The organism is Furfurilactobacillus milii, from assembly GCF_021654115.1.
Taxonomy (GTDB): domain Bacteria; phylum Bacillota; class Bacilli; order Lactobacillales; family Lactobacillaceae; genus Furfurilactobacillus; species Furfurilactobacillus milii.
In genome coordinates this window covers 47,990-67,176 of record NZ_JAIWJF010000006.1, presented here as the reverse complement: position 1 = coordinate 67,176, position 19,187 = coordinate 47,990, and the positions used below count along the sequence as shown (strand labels likewise).

The 19,187-nt window shown below is 44.2% G+C and carries 17 protein-coding genes; 3 read left to right on the top strand and 14 right to left on the bottom strand.

The annotated features are described in order from the left end of the window. Positions 1-3 precede the first annotated feature (3 nt). The 5 genes from pknB to priA are packed head-to-tail and all read right to left on the bottom strand — an operon-like array spanning position 4 to position 7,575. The gene (pknB, locus tag LDK34_RS08465) at positions 4-1,971 is read right to left on the bottom strand and encodes a Stk1 family PASTA domain-containing Ser/Thr kinase (protein WP_236941715.1); all 1,968 of its coding nucleotides are present in this window, start codon (positions 1,969-1,971) and stop codon (positions 4-6) included. Beyond that, the gene (locus LDK34_RS08460; RefSeq protein ID WP_236941714.1) at positions 1,968-2,714 is read right to left on the bottom strand and encodes a Stp1/IreP family PP2C-type Ser/Thr phosphatase; all 747 of its coding nucleotides are present in this window, start codon (positions 2,712-2,714) and stop codon (positions 1,968-1,970) included. Before LDK34_RS08460 ends, pknB begins: the two co-directional genes overlap by 4 nt. 11 nt (positions 2,715-2,725) lie before the next feature. Next, the gene (gene rsmB / locus LDK34_RS08455; protein WP_178942590.1) at positions 2,726-4,123 is read right to left on the bottom strand and encodes a 16S rRNA (cytosine(967)-C(5))-methyltransferase RsmB; all 1,398 of its coding nucleotides are present in this window, start codon (positions 4,121-4,123) and stop codon (positions 2,726-2,728) included. After that, positions 4,123-5,088: a methionyl-tRNA formyltransferase gene (gene fmt, locus LDK34_RS08450; RefSeq protein WP_178942591.1), complete on the bottom strand. Its 966-nt coding sequence runs from the start codon at positions 5,086-5,088 to the stop codon at positions 4,123-4,125. The genes rsmB and fmt overlap by 1 nt, the downstream gene beginning before the upstream one ends. 60 nt (positions 5,089-5,148) lie before the next feature. Continuing rightward, positions 5,149-7,575, bottom strand: coding sequence for a primosomal protein N' (gene priA / locus LDK34_RS08445; RefSeq protein ID WP_178942592.1), 2,427 nt, complete (start codon positions 7,573-7,575; stop codon positions 5,149-5,151). A gap of 404 nt (positions 7,576-7,979) precedes the next feature. On the opposite strand from priA, the gene LDK34_RS08440 reads away from it, so the two are divergent. After that, positions 7,980-10,691, top strand: coding sequence for a glycoside hydrolase family 65 protein (locus LDK34_RS08440; RefSeq protein ID WP_236941713.1), 2,712 nt, complete (start codon positions 7,980-7,982; stop codon positions 10,689-10,691). A gap of 56 nt (positions 10,692-10,747) precedes the next feature. Further along, complete coding sequence (gene pgmB, locus LDK34_RS08435) at positions 10,748-11,422, top strand: beta-phosphoglucomutase (RefSeq protein ID WP_017261775.1); 675 nt, start codon at positions 10,748-10,750, stop codon at positions 11,420-11,422. A gap of 109 nt (positions 11,423-11,531) precedes the next feature. Here the strand turns inward: pgmB and LDK34_RS08430 are convergent, their stop codons facing one another. The 4 genes from LDK34_RS08430 to gmk all read right to left on the bottom strand — a co-directional run bounded on the left by LDK34_RS08430 (position 11,532) and on the right by gmk (position 14,091). Then, positions 11,532-12,041, bottom strand: coding sequence for a YbhB/YbcL family Raf kinase inhibitor-like protein (locus tag LDK34_RS08430; protein ID WP_161003265.1), 510 nt, complete (start codon positions 12,039-12,041; stop codon positions 11,532-11,534). Between the two features lie 38 nt (positions 12,042-12,079). Continuing rightward, positions 12,080-12,865 carry a Cof-type HAD-IIB family hydrolase gene (locus tag LDK34_RS08425; RefSeq protein WP_161001422.1) on the bottom strand — a complete coding sequence of 262 codons (786 nt, stop codon included), beginning with the start codon at positions 12,863-12,865 and terminating at the stop codon, positions 12,080-12,082. A gap of 329 nt (positions 12,866-13,194) precedes the next feature. Beyond that, positions 13,195-13,440 carry a DNA-directed RNA polymerase subunit omega gene (gene rpoZ / locus LDK34_RS08420; RefSeq protein ID WP_178942594.1) on the bottom strand — a complete coding sequence of 82 codons (246 nt, stop codon included), beginning with the start codon at positions 13,438-13,440 and terminating at the stop codon, positions 13,195-13,197. Between the two features lie 3 nt (positions 13,441-13,443). Further along, complete coding sequence (gene gmk / locus LDK34_RS08415) at positions 13,444-14,091, bottom strand: guanylate kinase (RefSeq protein ID WP_017261771.1); 648 nt, start codon at positions 14,089-14,091, stop codon at positions 13,444-13,446. Between the two features lie 327 nt (positions 14,092-14,418). Here gmk and LDK34_RS08410 point away from each other — a divergent pair, with 327 nt between their 5' ends. Continuing rightward, positions 14,419-14,823, top strand: a complete 405-nt coding sequence (locus LDK34_RS08410) for a hypothetical protein (protein ID WP_178942595.1) — start codon at positions 14,419-14,421, stop codon at positions 14,821-14,823. Between the two features lie 163 nt (positions 14,824-14,986). Here LDK34_RS08410 and recN read toward each other — a convergent pair whose 3' ends face one another. Genes recN through LDK34_RS08385 form a run of 5 tightly spaced genes read right to left on the bottom strand, consistent with a single transcriptional unit; the run spans position 14,987 to position 19,186 of the window. Continuing rightward, positions 14,987-16,693, bottom strand: coding sequence for a DNA repair protein RecN (recN, locus tag LDK34_RS08405; protein ID WP_236941712.1), 1,707 nt, complete (start codon positions 16,691-16,693; stop codon positions 14,987-14,989). Positions 16,694-16,750: 57 nt separating this feature from the next. Beyond that, entirely contained in the window at positions 16,751-17,206 is a 456-nt protein-coding gene (locus tag LDK34_RS08400) for an arginine repressor (RefSeq protein ID WP_178942597.1), read from the bottom strand. A gap of 14 nt (positions 17,207-17,220) precedes the next feature. Continuing rightward, positions 17,221-18,039: a TlyA family RNA methyltransferase gene (locus LDK34_RS08395; protein WP_178942598.1), complete on the bottom strand. Its 819-nt coding sequence runs from the start codon at positions 18,037-18,039 to the stop codon at positions 17,221-17,223. Positions 18,040-18,054: 15 nt separating this feature from the next. Continuing rightward, positions 18,055-18,939, bottom strand: a complete 885-nt coding sequence (locus LDK34_RS08390) for a polyprenyl synthetase family protein (RefSeq protein ID WP_178942599.1) — start codon at positions 18,937-18,939, stop codon at positions 18,055-18,057. Further along, positions 18,932-19,186 carry an exodeoxyribonuclease VII small subunit gene (locus LDK34_RS08385; RefSeq protein WP_178942600.1) on the bottom strand — a complete coding sequence of 85 codons (255 nt, stop codon included), beginning with the start codon at positions 19,184-19,186 and terminating at the stop codon, positions 18,932-18,934. Before LDK34_RS08385 ends, LDK34_RS08390 begins: the two co-directional genes overlap by 8 nt. Position 19,187: the final 1 nt, after the last annotated feature.

The following is a 19,187-nucleotide window of genomic DNA, read 5'->3' as shown; positions in this document are numbered from 1 at the left end:
CTCCTAATTTCCTGAGGTTACGCTATGATCGGCCATTATTGTATGACCATCACGCTTAATGACGTATTCGCCTTCACCATTGGTCGTTGTTGTAAATGGTAGCGAAACATCTGTATCTGATGAAATTTGTAACTGCTGATACACATCTGTTAACTTTTTGTCGTGATCCTTGATATAAATTTTAATATCGTTCGTTCCAGTTGGATCATTACTTGGTGCTTTGTACGGAATTGTGAGATTGACATGGAAATTATGCAACGCTGGTCCAGATGACACTACGGCTGCGAACGTTTGACCGGCTGAAATCATGCTGCCAGACGTCGGTGCCTGGCGAATAATTTTGCCCTGAGCGACCGTTGTCGATGTTGCATCACTAAACGTGACAGTCACACTATGGTCTTCTGCCCACTGCTGTACCTCCGTCTGCTTATCACCGGCAAAGTTTGGCATTTTATAGCGTTTAACCGTTGAGCCATGAGAAGACCCACTGCTAACAGTAAACGTTATGGTACTGTGGCGATAAACCGTGTCGCCTGGCACGACGTCTTGATCAACAATGACCCCGTTAGCCGCGTCAGCCGTATATTCATCAACACGCGTTGCTGTTAGGCCCAGCTTCTTTAATTGGCGCACAGCCGTCGTATACCGTTCACCGGTATAATCGTCGACGCTAATCTTTGGCCGGCCTGAACTGACAATCACGTTGACCTTTGCCCGCTGCTTTGCCTGTGAACCAATTGCCGGCGTAGCCTTGATAATTTCACCCTTGGCACGCCGTTCGCTGGTTGCCTTAGTTTGCTTGCCCAAACGCAACTGGTTGTGTTTCAACACCTTGGCTGCTTTAACTGGCGTCATCCCTGCAACGTTGGGCACCGTTACCTGACCAGGGATCAACCAGATCCACGCTAAAACACCCAATATTAAGACGACGGCAACGCCAAACAACCACCCGAATAGCTTGCGGGCCCGTGCAGGCGATTTTCGACTTGGTGTATCCGCCACTTCAGCAGCTGCGGAAGACGGTTCCTGACGCGAAATTTGACTATCAGCACGTTGTTGATTGCTCGCTGCTAATATTTGATCAACTGGAATCACCTTAGTGGCACCGTCGTCGACAATTCGCGGTTCAAATCGTTTTTCGTCACGCCGTTCTGGTGACAACGCCGTTGCTAAATCGTTGGCCATGGCCTGAACAGAGACGTAACGGTCAGAAGGATTCTTTGCCGTGGCGTGAAGAATAACATTTTCTAACGGTTGCGGAATTCTGGGATCATAGTCGCGAACTGATGGCATATTGCTCTGTGAGTGCTTCAACGCAATCGACACGGCCGTTTCGCCTTCAAACGGAACACTGCCGGTTAACATCTCATAAAGGATAATCCCCAGCGAGTAAATGTCACTCTTTTTACTAGCCATGCCACCACGCGCCTGCTCAGGGGACAAATAATGAACCGATCCTAACACGGTATTAGTCTGTGTCATCGAAGACTCACTGCTAATTACCGCAATCCCGAAATCCGAGATTTTTAACTGGCCAGACTGATCTACCAACACGTTTTGTGGTTTTAAATCACGGTGAATAATACCATGTTCATGAGCAATGCGAACACCATCCAAAATTTGTTGCATGAGATTGACAACGGTCGGATAAGGAATCGGAAAATGATTGCGAATATACATTTTCAAGTCAGTTCCGGAAACATATTCCATGACCAAGTACTGCATTCCGTTATCTTCACCCACGTCATACACGCTCACAATATGTGGTGACACGAGTTCACTTGCGGCCATTGCTTCGCGTTGAAAGCGCCGTTCCGTAGAAGGATCGTCGCGTAAATCCAAACGTAATAACTTAACGGATACATCCCGATCCAAAATCAGGTCATGTGCCAGATAAACATCGGCCATCCCGCCTTCACCTAGCGGACGAATGATTCGGTAACGACCCGCTAATGTGTAGTTCGGCCTCATGAGGCAGTCACCTCACCCTCGGCTGAAATCAGTAATACCGTGATGTTGTCTTTGCCGCCAGCCTCGTTTGCCAAATCAATCAACTGTTGACACTTCTCCTGCAACGTCAGATTTCTCTGCAAGACCGCCTGTATTTGGGCATCTTTCACCATATTGGTCAGCCCATCAGAACAGAGCATAACCACATCGTGCGGTTGAGCATGATACAAATTAATATCAATATCTGCTTCGTCATTGATGCCTAGTGTCCGCGTAATAATATTTTTCTCGGGATGGGTGCGCGCATCTTCTTCACTGATCTGTCCCAACTTGACCAGCTCATTAACTAATGAATGGTCTTCAGTTAATTGAGCAAGCTGTGCATTGCGCAGTAAATAACCACGTGAATCCCCAATGTTGGCCAACAAAAACTGTCGTTGAAAAATGATCGCAACAACGATGGTGGTTCCCATGCCGTTTAAATCTTGATATTGATGTGCTTTTTCAATAATGGTGTCATTTTCTTGTTGGGCCTCGCTAGACAGCCACTTGGCCGCAGTTCCAGGATCAGTGAAAGAGGTGTCCTCAAACCGACTGCCCATGTGTGAAACGGCCATTGTTGAGGCCACATCACCACCCTGATGACCACCAATGCCGTCCGCCACAATGGCAAATTCAAGTCCCGATTGATTCCGAAACATGCCGACATAGTCTTGGTTGCTTTCTCGTTGCCGGCCAATATCTGACAGATATGCTACTTCCATAAGCCAATCACCTAATCGTTGTCATGACGTTTTCTAAATGCACAAACAAAGAACCCATCGGAGCCAAAATCATCGGGATAAATGGTCAACCAAGGTGTTGACCGATTTTCTTTCAGATGATGAACTGTCTTCACTGGTACAAGTTCAAAGTCTGGATGTGCTTTGACAAACGCAGTTGCCACGTCATCGTTTTCTTGTTTCAAAATGGTACAAGTACTGTAAACTAGTATACCGTTTTTCTTCAGCGTCGGTGCTACCGCATCAAGAATTGCTAACTGAATCTGCTGAAGTTGTTTGCTATCCGCAAGTGTCTTAGCATAACGAATTTCTGGTTTTCGACGCAACAGTCCCAATCCCGAACATGGTGCATCGACCAAGATTCGGTCAAATGCTTCATCGCCAAACTGTTGAGCCGCCTTTCTAGCGTCCAATTGTTCTGCCGTTACTCTGTCTGCAACCTGCATACGACGCGCATTTGCTTCAATCAGTGCCACTTTATGCGCGTGTAAATCCAGTGCCGTGACATGCCCACCCTGCGATGGGTTCAGGCGAGCGGCAATTTGCGTTGTCTTTCCGCCTGGGGCAGCGCATGCGTCCAAGACAGCATCGCCAGGTTGCGGAGCCAAAGCCTCAACAGGCAGCATCGCACTTTCGTCTTGAATTGTAATGAGTCCCTCATTAAAGGGTGGTGTACCTGCGGGATGACCAGCGTTGATTCTTAACCCTTCTCCGCTGACTTCACTGTCCGTCCATTTTAAACCCGCCGCAGTAAGCTGTGGCAAAAGTGCCTGTCGCTCTCCAAGCGCTGGATTTAATCTAACGGACTGAAACGCTGGCTGATTAATACTGGCTAAAATCTGTTTTGTCTTATCGTCACCAACTGTTTTGCGCATCTGCTGGACCCATGGCATTGGCACGCTATAAGTCGTACTCAAGCGTGTCAATGGGTCCTTAATTGTTGCTAAATCTGCAAAGCCATGTCGATCAACCGCGTGCAAAACACCCGTCACAAACCGACGAATACCTTCATGCCCACGTTGTTTAGCAATCTGAATTGTTTCATCAAAAACAGCACGGGTTGGCACTTTGTCCAAATATTGCATTTGAAACAGGGCTGTTCTAAGTAAGATAAGAACCCACGGTTTAACCTTGGCTGGTTGTTTAATAAACGGCTTTAGCCAAAAATCCAGTGTCATTTGGTGCTGTAAAACGCCATAGACGATTTCTGTACATAAACCTGCATCCACTGCCGATAACTGGGCATCGTCCAATGAGGCATTTAAGCTTAGATTTGAGTAACCGCCCTTAGCTACGTTTTCGAGAACTGAAACAGCGACAAAACGTGGATTTGTTTCTGCATTCACCTGTTTGCTAACGTGATCAGACTGACTTTTAAGCTTTGTTGCCATTAATTTGTCGCTCCAAACTTCATTTTCATGATTTGTTTGCCAACCTCAAACTGCGTGTCCACACCGTTCAGAAAATCAGTAATCGCCATTTGCGGATGGCCCGCTGGTTGCAAGCGATTGATTCTTAGAACCGTCCCTTGACCAGCAGCAACGTCTAATTCGTGCTTGGTTCGGTTCACGACCGTTCCTGGCATCTGAGTCGTCTGTTGATCAGCTAATACTGTGACATCCAAGATCTTTGTTCGAACATTATCCATGACTACATAGGCAGTCGGAAACGGCCGCAAGCCACGAACTTGCCAATCAATTTCACTGGCCGTATGCGTCCAGTCAATTTCTTCTTGAGCACGTGAAATGTTAGGTGAAAATGTAACTGCTCGCTCGTCTTGTTTAATCCCCTCAACTGGACCATCGATTAACGTCGGCAACGTTTTTAATAACAAATCCCGGCCCGCCAGACTCAGTTTGTCAAACATCGACCCTGTATCATCTGCTTGAGTAATTGGACACTTAACTTGTGAAATGACGTTACCAGCATCCATCTGACGAATCATATACATAATGGACACACCTGTTTCTTCATCACCGTTCATGATGGCATAGTGGACTGGGGCGCCACCACGATAAAGCGGCAGCAATGAAGCATGGACGTTGACAGCCGCTATCTTAGCCGCCTTCAATAGTTTTGTCGGCAGGAACTGACCGAATGCGGCCGTGACGATAAAATCAGGCGCAATGTCAATCACCCGTTGCATTTCCGGTGACTTACTTACTTTCTCCGGCTGAAGGACTTCAATATTGTGGTCCAAAGCCACTTTTTTAACCGGTGATGGTGTTAAAACATGTTTCCGACCAACTGGCCGATCTGGCTGTGTCATCACTGCAACAACATCATATTTTTCAATCAATGATTCCAAAATTGGTGTAGAAAACGCCGGTGTTCCCATAAATACAATTTTTGTCATGAATTTGCTCCTTATACCTCATCTTTATTATTCGAAATTACCCAATCTTGGGCACGCCCTTTAAATAAAGCTCTGCGGTTCCATATCGATAGCAACCTGCAGACCATTACGTTGCTCACGCTGCGCATCGTCCAAAATGCCATCCAAAACTGACTGCAGTTTAGGCTCTCGCTTATATTTTAAAACAATTTGATAGTAATAACGATTTTTGATGCGGGCAATTGGTCGTGGGGTTGGTCCTAAGATAATTGTATCTGGTGACAAGGTCTGTTTAAGCTGATCGCTCAATTCAAACATTTTCTTAGCGGCAACACCCTCGTCTTTGTCACTGGCGGTTATCAAGGCCGTGAAAAAGTATGGTGGATAATTACCCATATGGCGAATCCCCATTTCCACCCGAAAGAATCGTTCGTAATCCTGTGTTTTAGCCAGTTGAATGGCGTAATGATCCGGATTAAACGTTTGAATCAAGACTTCGCCCGGCTTGTCAGCCCGACCGGCACGACCGCTGACCTGTGTTAACAATTGAAAGGTCCGTTCGCTTGAACGGAAATCTGGCAGTCCCAACGCAGTATCCGCATTGAGTACGCCCACCAGTGTCACATCCGGGTAGTCTAGTCCCTTGGCAATCATTTGCGTACCCAGCAAGATATCTGCTTTGTGTTGCCCAAATGAATTGAGAAGCTTTTCATGCATCCCCTTGCGACGCGTTGTATCAACGTCCATCCGAATAATCCGTGCATCTGGTAGCAAACTATTTAACTCCGCAGCAACTTTTTCGGTACCAGAGCCATAGTAGCTGATGCGTTTGCTGTGACAATTTGGACAAATTCGCGGGATTGGCTCCTCATGACCACAGTAATGACATTTCATTGTGTGACTATCCATGTGCAATACTAGCGAGATATCACAGTTTGGACATTTTAAAACAAAGCCGCAATCGCGACACATCACAAAGGAAGAAAAGCCGCGTCGATTTAGCATTAACACACTTTGTTCATGTCGTTCCAGCCGAACTTTTAACGCTTCTAGCAAAGGCGAAGAAAAGTTGCTTTCCGTATGCGCTTTAAGTTGCTCGCGCATGTCAATGATTTTTACTGGTGGCAACGGCTGTTGGTTGATCCGGTGTGGCAATGCCAATCGGGTGTATACGTGACGTTCAGCACGCGCGCGACTTTCTAGAGATGGCGTCGCTGATCCCAAAACCACCGGGGCATGATGACGCTGAGCGCGCCATAACAACACATCGCGGGCGTGATAGCGGGGATTATCTTCTTGTTTATAACTGGTTTCATGCTCTTCATCCATCACAATCAAACCAATATTTGTCAATGGTGCAAACGCCGCCGAACGGGCGCCAACCACGACGGCTGCTTCATGTCGTTCAATACGGCGCCATTCATCATACTTTTCGCCAGCGCTTAAACCACTATGAAGCACTGCCACCTGATGACCAAAACGGCCTTTCACCCGGTTTACCATTTGTGGCGTTAGCGCAATTTCTGGAACTAACATCAGTGCCGTTTTGTGTTGAGCCAATGCGGCTGCGATGCTTTGCAGATAAACTTCGGTTTTTCCAGAACCAGTGACACCTTGTAACAAGAACGTTTTAGGATCATGGGCATCAATCGCGTCAGTTATGGCATTAACGGCACTCTGTTGGTCAGGTTGCAAGGCTAGTGGCGCCGTCTTAGCAATTTGATGATCAGCGTATGGATCGCGATAAACCTCGCGTTCACTTAATTCAGCCCACCCTTTCTTTGCGGCGGCTGTAAAATCAGCACGTGTTAATCGTTCATCTGCGAGTACATCCTGTAAAGGACGTGCTTCTTGCAAATCCATTAATCTAGTCAACACCCGCAATTGCTTAATTGCATTCGGACGGACATCATTTCGCGCTGTTTCAATCTCGGCTGGTGATAATGCTGATTTCACCCATGTGGCTGTTTTAACACGAGCACGGTCAGCAACCTGATACTCAGCATGAATAATCTGCCGCTGTTGTAACTTTGCCAATGCGTCTGTTTGTTCATCAGTTAACGAAGCTGCCGTAAAATCCAACCGCCGTTGATCATCAAATAATGAGGCTAACTGAGGATCATCAATTGATGCGTCAGCAACGAGAAACTTATGACTCTTAGTCTTTAAGGCTGCCGGGAGCATCGTTTGAATGGTTGAGATACGAAATGCAAACGTATGTTGAGCCATCCAGTCACTTAACGATAGTAATTCTTCATTTAATACGGGTGCTAAATCTAATAAAGCGCCCAGTGGTTTAAGTTTGCCACTGAAAGTCTCATCTAGAGTGTCTGTGTCGCTCACGGCAACAACCATGCCACCGACTTCGCGGTGACCTTGTCCAAACGGAACGGCAACGCGCATTCCGGGCTGAACCGCATCCGTCAGCGAATCTGGAATTAAATAAGAATAAGGTCGGTTCGTTTGCATTGTTGGCACATCCACAATTACCTGTGCAATTTTTGCCATCACGCGTTCCTTTCTGATCATTGCTAGTAATTGCTAGTCTTAATCTCAATTTTTGAGTTCCAATGTGTTTTTGTCTTTTCCAATTGTACCAGACATGACAAGTACTATGCCGTTTCAAGATGCCGATTTAATGCATCATAATATAAGGCGCGGTCATGGGTGATCATTTCACTAACAAAAAGCCGTACAGCCAAGGATTTTACGGTCAAATACCGCGTAAATAGTTTGTGTTGCAAATTTAACACAGACAACTTTGATCAACGTTTCACCCGTCAAACAAACTTGATCATAATAAACGCACTTTTTTCAATGAAATAAGACATTAAGGTTGAGAAGTCGCAAAATTAAATTTACGATAATAGTAGATGTATTTACATCACATACTTTTTAGGGGGTAAGGCAATATGCGTACGTTTTCAGTCCGCGTCCTCGATGACGCCTTTGAGCTCTCCTACGTACCAAACGGAAAAACAAATGCGACAAAAACAATTACCATTGTGTGCGATCCTGATGTGCCCATTGGTGAAAATCTTGAAAAGATTCGTGAAAAACTGGCCGGCATCGATTTCGATGCAGCACTGATTGAAAATCCATTGGAATATGATTTTTCAGATACCATTATTGGGGTCAATCACCAGCGAATCGACATGGGCCTAGCATTGTCCAACATGCTGAACATCCCCGTTGTCAGTCAAGAAACGGCTAATCGTAATGGCTTAGCCGAAGCCATTGAAAACAAGCGTCAATACAATCAATGGCACCTTGATTACTACGGCGAATATGCAGCCAAACGTAATTACGGTCAAGAAGCAATGCTCACCATCGGTAATGGCTATTATGGTTTACGGGGCGCATACTTGGCAGCTAATGCAGATGTTGACAATTACCCTGGCATGTATGTTGCAGGTTTATACAATCAGCTAACCACCAAAATCAATGGTCGTGACGTGGTGAACGAAGATTTAGTTAACTTGCCAAACGCCCAGTACCTGTCCTTTAGCATCGATCATCAAGAACCGTTTTCCGTCAAAAAAGAAAACATTTCTGACATTTACCGTTCATTAGATTTACATACAGGTGTGCTCACCACAACAATGTTGGTATCCTTACCAACTGGCCACTTGCTCAAAATCTGTGCACAACGGGTCGCCGATATGAATCAGTGGCACCGTTTTGCCATCCGTTATGAAATCACACCCATGAACTTTGAAGGTACTGTCACCGTTTTCTCAAGAATCGATGGTAGCGTTACTAACGCCAATGTAGACCGTTACAAATCGTTCGATGGTCGTCATTTCGACGTCACCGAAACCACCATTAATGGCTCAGATGCCATGCTCAGCGGTCAAACCAAAACTTCCAAGGTCGCTTTTTCAATTGGAAGTCGCCTTTCAAGTCAGGAAATAACGCCATCAACAAAGATAAATGAAAGCGTTACCGATGACGTTCTCGAACAAAACTTCTCGTTCCAAGCACAAACAGGCACGACTTATGTTATTGAAAAAGCGGTTGCTATCAACACATCCTTGGAAACCAAGGGTGATTTAAATAATGCCGTTACATCAGAATTAGACGGTGCCACCTTTAGCGGTATCGTGCAACAAAACGCCAGCTTCTGGGACGAAGTTTGGCAAGACAGTGATATTCAGATTGACGGCGATTTGACTGCCCAAAAGTTAACACGGGTTAACATTTATCACTTATTCGTATCTGCTTCTCCAATCAGTAATCCGCATTTAGACGCCTCTGTCGGGGCTCGTGGGCTCCATGGGGAAGCTTACCGTGGTCACGTATTCTGGGACGAATTATTCATCCTGCCTTACTACACCTTGCACACGCCATCCCTCACCCGCCAATTGCTCATGTACCGCTACAAACGTTTGGACGCCGCTAAGCAAAATGCGGCCGCTGAACATTATGACGGTGCTATGTATCCTTGGCAGTCGGCGCAATTCGGGGATGAACAGTCGCAACTGCTTCACTTTAATCCCGACAGTGGCAAATTCGATCCAGACAACAGTCGTTTGCAGCGTCATGTTTCATTAGCTATTGCCTACAACGTTTGGCTTTATTACCACTCAACTAATGACACCGAGTTCATGACCAAATATGGTCTGGAAATGTTACTTGAAATTGCCCACTTCTGGTCCAGTAAGGCCGTTAAAAATGACAACGGTCATTATGATATTAAAAATGTCATGGGCCCAGATGAGTTCCACGAAAACTATCCTAATGCCGATGAGCCTGGCCTAACAGACAATGCCTACACCAATATCATGGTAAGTTGGCTGTTTACAACTTTAGCCAACATTCATCAGGCAATGCCAGCCAAGGACTGGTCAACGGTCACAGCCAAAGTCGGACTTAACGACGATGATTTCAATCGTTTTGATGACATCGCTCATCATTTAGCATTGGACATCAATAAAGATGGAATTATCGGTCAGTTTGCTGGCTACTTTAAATTACCAACGCTCGATTTTGAAAAATACCGTAAAAAGTATGGTAACATTTCGCGAGTTGACCGATTGTTAAAAGCTGAAGGCAAATCACCGGATTCCTATCAGGTTGCCAAACAAGCGGATGCCTTAATGGCTTACTACAACCTAAGCTTTAACACGATTGATAATGTTCTGAAAACCTTGGGTTATAAAATGCCAGGTGAATATCTCACTAAGAACATCGAATACTACTTGGCAAGAACCACTCACGGATCAACCTTATCAAGGATCGTCTATTCAGAATTAAGTCTGATCGACGGCAACATGGATCAGTCATTTGCTTTCTTCAACACCGCTTTACGTTCTGACTACTATGACATTCAGGGTGGAACAACTGCTGAAGGTATTCACCTTGGTGTTATGGGTGCCGTCTTAATGCTAGAATTGCGTAACTATGGCGGTGTCAATGAATTCGAATCTGAATTAGCTGTTGATCCACACTTACCAGAAGATTGGCACCGTCTCGCGTTTAGTGAACGCTTTAAGGGTGTACTATACAAGTTTGATCTCACCCACACCAGCATTCATGTGACTGTAGATAAGCCAGCTAAACTCACGGTTCGCGGGCAAGAGTTCTCAGTTACACCGGACAAACCCTTACAATTAAAAAAATAATTGCAGGTGTTCAAACGAATCATCAAAATTAAAAATTATTTGCGGAGGTTTTATTAATGACAAAGTTTGCGGATTTAAAGGGATTTATTTTTGATTTGGATGGCGTAATTACCGGTACAGCAAAGTACCACGGACAAGCGTGGCATCAACTCGCTGACGAACTTGGTGTAACCTGGACCGAAGAACTAGCTAATGGCTTAAAAGGCGTTTCCCGAATGGATTCCTTGGAAATGATTTTAAAGGCCGGCGGTAAAGAAAATGACTATACCCCTGAAGAAAAAGTTGCCTATGCAACAAAGAAAAACGACAATTATCTGTCACTCATCAAAAATATGACACCTAATGACGTTTTCCCTGGTATTAAGGAGTTTTTAGATGATTTAATCGCCAACGGTTACCAGATTTCCTTGGCTTCTGCTTCAAAAAATGCACCAACAATTTTAGGTCATATCGGTTTGTCCGACTACTTTACCAAAATTGTTGACCCTGCTACTTTGAGTAAGGGCAAGCCTGATCCAGAAATCTACACCCGGGGCGCAGAAATTCTTGGCTTAGATCCATCTGTTTGTGCTGGTGTGGAAGACGCTGCAGCCGGAGTAGCTAGCATCAACGCCGCTAACGAAACCTCGATTGGAATTGGCGATAAGCAAGAACTAAGCGCTGCTAATGTTATTTTTGCTGACACTAGTGCGTTAACCCTTGATAATATCAAAGCGCAAATGGACAATTAATCGACTCATAACTGATTCACATAAATAAGTTTCAAAAACGACTTACCGATTTCATAATCGATAAGTCGTTTTTGATTGTCATTAGAACATAGAACAAAAGATGCACTTATTAAGAACGCCCAAGAAATGTTGTCTTGGTAGTCTCTAAAACATGCCCCTTAATTGCCCGATAAAACTCATTTAACCAATAACCGTTTTGCAGTGGCAATGTGGTATCTAAAGCGTACCCCGTGACCGTATAGACATGATCACCGTTTGGCGGCGTTGGACCAACGTAATGCCGTGTAATTGCCGGATCCGTTTGATGAATCAGGCCACCTGCCGTACTGTTATTGCCTTGAACAAAGGCTTCACCTTCACGGCGGCTGGCATCCTCTTTAAGTTCAGCGTGCTCAGCAGACAGATTAGCCCCAATCCAATGAATGTACGTAAATCCTGAAACGGGAATCGCGTCATCATCTAACAGTGTCCATGCAACGGTTTTTGTACCTGCTGGTAAATCAGTGAACGTCATCGGAAATGAAATCACCGGTTGGCCTGCGTACATTTCATCCGGTTGGGCATGACGACTATAACGGTCACCAATGTACCCATTTTCAGTTGGAATTTTAATCTTCATGAATCTGCTGCTCCCTTTCTGAATGTTTTTTATCGGCATCATTTACTCGCGATGAGTTGATAGTGCCTTAAGCCGTTAACAATTCCATCCGTTGTGTTCGTCGTAGTAATGTAATCGGCGACCTTTTTATCACGGGGATTACCGTTTCCCATAACAATGGCTGTATCAACGCTAGCAAACATCTCAAGGTCGTTTAATTCATCCCCAAAAGCATAAGTATGAATACCTTCCAAATGAGCCTGTTGAAGCAATTTTTCTAATCCGCTTCGTTTGGTAACACCGCTCTTCATGGTATCCAAACAGACCGGATTATTTCGCACCAAGGTTAATTGACCGGCAAAATGCTCGTTATAGAGATCTTCCTTGTCACGGTTGAAAACATTTAAAAAGTTAATGGGATGCTTAAGGTAGTATTCCGGATCCACCGTAATCGATAAACGCAGCGCCTTATAGTTGTTAACGATATCATCCGTTGTCTTGGTCAGTGCAAAGCCTTCATTGTTGTAATAAGCGACCGCGTCACCCTGTTCATTTGCAAACGCTGTGAATGATTCGATAAGCGATTGATCAATTGCTTCGCGGAATAACTCTTTACCACGATACTGAACGTACGACCCATTGGCGCTAACCACCGTGTCAATGCCCGTTTCGTCCAATACGTCCTGAATCTCAAAGATGTTACGGCCTGTTGCAATCACTGGCAAAATATCGTGTTGCTGCATTTCCTTTATCGCGGCAATGCTTTCAGGCAGGACATTTTTTTGATCATCAAACAGTGTTCCATCTAAATCAAAAAAAACAACTGCTTTAATTTCCGTGTTCATGAGAACAACCCCCTCGTTTTCACTACCCTTTAAGCATAGCGCATTCTGGAAAAAAAGGCATTGTTTGACTCCCTCCAGTCAAGATTTTTTGAAGTCTCTTATTTGTGAATTGTCAGTGAGTGAAAGCCGAAGTCTTACCCTTGGATTATTATTTATTAGGTTTCAAACGGCAGTAGCGCCAATTCGCAAGGACCAGACAGCACTAACAATCATTTAATAGAAGCCGAAACTAAAATGACCCTATTCCTACAATTTAGGAATAGAATCATCGTGTGATAAAGATTAATTTTTAAACTGAACTTGTTGCTTAACTCTCTTTTTAAAGAACGCTATTGTTGAACAGTTGGTTTAGGTGTTGAAGTACCCAAGTCTTCTTCGTGGTCAGGATCAATTGTGACTTCACCAGCCTCAACCTCTTCAAGCGCCTTGCCGACAGACTTAACTGATTGATAATGTGGCAATAATTCCTGTGCGCCAGCGTCTAACTCATGTGCACGTTTGGAAGCCAACATAATCAGTGAGTAACGTGAGTCAACCTTCTTTAAAAGCTTATCTACTGATGGATATAAAATCATAATTTAAGCGTCCTTCCCATTTTCCGTCTCGGTAACCTGCTTTGATTCTAACATTTGCGCATAGTCTGGGTAAACCCTAGGCACCCGCAAACGCTCCGCTCTAATAATTTCGCGGATCCGATCAACAGCAAGATCCACTTTATCATTAACGACTGCGTAATCATAGTTCCGCATCATTTTAATTTCCGTAACGGCCTGGTGAATGCGTTCGTTAATAACTGTCATGGTTTCTGTACCACGACCGACCAGCCGTTGTTTCAACGCCATTAAGTCCGGCGGGGTTAAGAATATAAATACTCCGTCAGGCATCTTCTCACGAACTTGCATGGCACCGTTGACCTCGATTTCAAGAAAAACATCTTTTCCAGAAGCTAAGGTATCCTTAACATATTGCATTGGTGTGCCGTAATAATTATCAACGTACTGAGCATATTCGAGCATTTCACCCGTTTCAATGTTGTGCTCAAACGTCTCTTTGCTCACAAAAAAGTAGTCTTTTCCGTTTACTTCACCTTCCCGTGGCTGACGGGTAGTCATTGAAATGGAGTACTGAAAATCAGTTCCTCCCTGGTCAAACATTGCTTTCCGAACTGTTCCTTTACCAACCCCTGATGGACCAGAAAGAACAATTAACATTCCACGTTTCGGCATCGACTGCTTCGTTCCTTTCATCTATAACCTAAAAAAGAATTTAACAATTATTTTGCACTTTTTTGGCGTCGATTTCAAGCGTTCAACTACGACATTTGCCGCTAAATACGCCGTTTTAGAAACTTTTGCGTGAAAAGTGTCCCTTTACAAAAGCTTTTTAACAGAATTGAAATTTATGTTTGCATTTTTGAACGCGTGTTCGTATAATATAAATAGTCAAACAAACGTTCGCTATCACGAACGGATTGTCGAACGTTAGAAAAACAATTCAACTGTTTTCATCATTTTCTTAATGACGAACGATACGAAATTTCGGAGGCCACGACTATGGAACAATTAATGCCAAATACTTATATCAACCCTGTGATGACAAAATCAACACTTCATCATAGTATTCGCCATTCATCGGTTCTTTCACACCATAGTCGTCTTTCTTTTGGTCAGCGTATTAGAAGCTTCTTCACCGCAGAACGTGGCGATACACTACGTCATCCACAGTTTTCGTCTGACGTGATTATTACCCACCTTGATTGTGCGCTTAAACAGCATGCGGTTGTCTCAATCATGTTAAACCAACCATCAAACCCGTTTGCCAAGAAACTCACGACAGTTACTGGTACTCTTAGGCAGGACCAAGACATTCTGACGATTACCAATCACGCAACTGACAAAACTTATTTAGTTTTGCCAGAACAAATTCGTCAAATCTGTTTCGGCTTGATGGTTGCTTAAGCCTTAGTGACTATTGATTGCGGATTTGAAGAATAACATTACCCCAGTTGTATAAAACAAAGCACTTGCGTTAATAGTTCCTGAGTATCTGATCAGGAACTATTAACGCAAGTGCTTTTTGTTTTCGTTTAATTTTAAATATCGTCAGCCCAACTACTATACCTTATGATTCAGCTAACTGCTTTTTTTCTGCGTCTGCCATTTTCAACAACTCTGAGGCGTGTTCAGTTGTCAATTTTGTCACAGTCGTACCGGCCAACATCCGTGCTAGTTCAGTTACCCGTTTAGCAGTTGTCAACTTATCAACACTAGTCTTAGTGCGTCCTTTATTGATCTGCTTCTGAATATAAAATTGATGATCCGCAATCGCGGCAACTTGCGGTAAGTGAGTGATGCACAAAACTTGAGAGTGGCGACCAATTACCATAATTTTCTCTGCAATGGCCTGAGCAACCCGCCCTGAAACACCAGTATCTACTTCATCAAAAATAATACTTGTCACACCTTGGTTTTCAGAAAAAATCGTCTTCAATGCCAGCATCATCCGCGAAAGTTCTCCGCCAGAGGCGGTTTTGGCCAATGGCTTGGGATCTTCACCAGGGTTTGTTTGAATATAGAATTCAACATTATCAATCCCAGTCGTAAAGAATGGCGTTTCTTCATGTTTCAAAAACCGTACACTAAAAACGGCCTTCTCCATATAGAGAGCTTTCAATTGTTCGTGAACATCTTCCTCTAGTTGCTTAGCCAATTTTTGTCGCATTTCACTAAGCTCATTGCCTGCTTTTTGCACCGCAGTCTTAGCCTTGTTCAACTGGGTCATCAATGTCTGATCATCATCCTGATCACCCTGCATACGATCCAATTCAACTTTGATTTTATCAAAATAGGCCAACACCTTGGGTACAGAATCTCCGTACTTACGCTTTAATTGGTGAATAACCTCCAGACGTGCTTCGATTTCATCTAAACGTCCTTCATCAAACTCCTGATTATCAAGTTGTGAAGAAAGACCATTAGTTGCATCCTGAAGCCCATAGTAGGCACTCGCAATTGTGTCAGACAATGCCTGATATTCAGGATCTAATGTGGCGATTTCTTGCATAGCTGCCATTGCGACACCAATACGATCCAAGGCTGAACCATCTTCACCACCATCAATGGCTTCATGACTGCTTTCTAAGGCTGTCACAATTTTTTGATAATTGGCCAAACGGTCTCTTTCTGTAATCAACGTGTCCTCTTCATCGGGTGACAGATTGGCATCTTGAATTTCTTGCACCTGAAATGTCAACATATCGACTCGCTGCGCCCATTCTTGGGCGTGGTCACGTTTGTCAATTGCCAGCTTACGCAAGCGCCGGTATTCATCATATTTATCTGTATACGTTTGCTTCAACTTAGCTAAAGCGTTAGGCCTGTACTCATCTAACAACTGTAAGTGCTTTTCTGGCTGCATCAATTCTTGATGTTCGTTCTGACCATGAATATCGACCATTGTCTCCCCAATGCGTTTGAGAGTGGTGGTATTAACTAATGTGCCATTAACACGACTAGTATTATGCCCGTTTTTATTCAGTTCTCGATCGATAACCACCTGTTGATCAGCATGATCAATACCAAGGTCTGACAACACTTCAAAAGTGACAGAAGACTTTGGTAGCACGAATAATCCCTGTATCGACGCTTTGGTTGCCCCTTTACGAATAAAGTCAACGGAAGCCCGGCCACCGGCCAGTAAACCAACAGCGTCAATAATGATGGATTTACCCGCACCTGTTTCACCAGTCAGAACACTCATTCCATCATCAAAGGCAATATTCAATTTTTCAATAATTGCAAAGTTCTTAATGGATAATTCCTGTAGCATTCCTTGCTCCTTAAGCCCTCGTTTAGGGACCCTATCGTGGTATGTCTAAAACTTAACTTATTCCGCACCCAACTCGGCCAGTCTTGAACGAACTTGCACAGCATGATCAATCGTTGAGGCAATAATCAAAACGGTACTGTCATCGCTTAACACACCAAAAACCTCATCATAATTCATCTGTTTGATTAAACTAGCAATAACCGGGCCGTTTCCTGGCAGTACATTAAGCAAACAAAATTGATTATTAATGGTCATATCAATAACATTGCCATTTAAGTTTCGCCGCAACTTACTCTCACCATCGATTGGTCGGTCAGTAGAAAACGTGTAATACGTGCGCCCATTTTCGTCAGGCACCTTAATCAATTGCATCTCAGTAATATCTCGCGAGATTGTCGCTTGTGTAACATCAAGTCCCTCTCGGTCTAACAAAAGCACCAATTCTGTCTGCGTATGAACAGCATTATTAACGATAACGCGCCGAATGATTGCCTGCCGTTCCCGTTTTTTCATGAACGATCCACCCTCTACTTTTGATTCAGTTGGGCATAAGCTGACGTCAACGTTTCCTTCACGGACACATTTGGCGACAGTTGTCCCTCTCCGTCTGTATTCACAAGATGGATTAAAAACTCGATGTTTCCTTCGCCACCCTTAATTGGTGAAAAATCCAGTCCTGTAACAGAATAACCTGTTGCCAATGAAAAGGAGACAATATCATTCAGAACAGATTCATGCACATTTGGGTCTTTAACAATGCCGTGCTTACCAACATTATTTTTACCTGCCTCGAATTGTGGTTTAATCAACGCAACCACTTCGCCTTGAGGCTGCAAAATTGTTTTCAAGTTAGGCAAGATGAGATGTAATGAAATAAAGGATACGTCAATACTAGCAAATGTTGGCCGACCAAAGGTAAAGTCCGCAGGTTTCGAATAACGGAAATTCGTATGTTCCATAACAACGACACGCGGATCTTCGCGTAACTTCCACACCAACTGATTGCTGCCAACGTCTAGCGCATATGAGCGGACAGCACCATTTTGCAACATAACATCGGTGAAACCGCCCGTGGAAGAGCCGATGTCTAGCACTGTTTTGCCAGTTACATCAATGTTAAACACTTTAAGTGCCTTGGCTAGTTTAAAACCGCCTCGGCTCACGTACGGCATCGGATCGCCTTTAATATGCAATTCCGTATCTGTTGGAATTCGCTCACCCGGTTTATCTAATCGTTCTTCATTTTTTCCTAGCACCTCACCGGCCATTACCGCCCGCTTGGCCTGCTCACGAGACGTGAATACTCCCTGCTCAACAAGCAGGATGTCGACACGTTGTTTTTCCATGTGTTTTTTCCCTTTCTAACCCTCAAAATAGCTCAAGAACGCGCTAAGGATGTTTCCATCGGCTCCACTGTCTGACAGCCCATCACAAGCCTGCCGAGCATCCTCAATACTGGCGTTTAACGCTTGCCGTGCAGCAGGCAACCCAATCAACCGTGGATAGGTGTTTTTGCCCTCAACCTCATCCTTATTGGGCGTCTTGCCTAGCTGCTCAGCCGTTGCAGTTTCATCTAAAATATCATCATAAATTTGAAATGCCAACCCAAACGCTGCGCCGAAACGAGCAAAATGTTGACATTGTTCAGCGGTTGCGTGACCCATGACGGCGCCCGCCATAACCGCGTACTCCAAGAGTGCACCCGTTTTACTTTTGTGCAACGCTTGTAATTGAGCCAGTGGAATCCGCTTGCCAGTAGTCGAAACATCTTCTACTTGGCCTGCAACCATTCCTTTAGGCCCCGCTGCGACAGCTAGCTTTTGCACCAAACGAATTGTGATTGAGGCATCTAACTGTGCTGTCGCTAGCCAGTCAAAGGCCAACGCTTGAAGTCCGTCACCGGCCAAAATAGCAATGTCTTCGCCAAACACTTTATGATTTGTTGCTTGACCACGACGTAAATCATCATTATCCATCGCGGGCAAATCGTCGTGAATTAACGAATACGTGTGTAACAATTCGACAGCCACCGCTGCTTGCATTTCAGCTGCCGTAATTTCTTTATTCAAACTCACTATTGTTGCCAGCGTCAGTAATGGTCGTAACCGTTTGCCACCGGCCTTAACGGAATAAGCCATTGATTGACCTAGCAACGACTGATTAGCACTGGTTGCTAATTTTTCATCCAATAACCGATTGATTTTTGGCACATATTCTTGTTCGAAACTACGTAATTTTTTATTCATGATTTGTTGCCGAATCGGGAGCAGCCTCAAAATCAACCTCTTGACCATTATCATTCATCATCTTAGTCAACGTTTTTTCTGCATTGTCCAAAGTATCTTGTAACTGCTTACTCAACGTAACCCCTTGTTGAAATTGAGTTAGCGCTGTTTCTAGCGGTACGTCACCTTGCTCCAATTTTGTTACGATTGCTTGAAGCGCTGTAAGGTTTTCTTCAAACGTTGGTTGTGTCTTTTTTCCCTCTGCCATG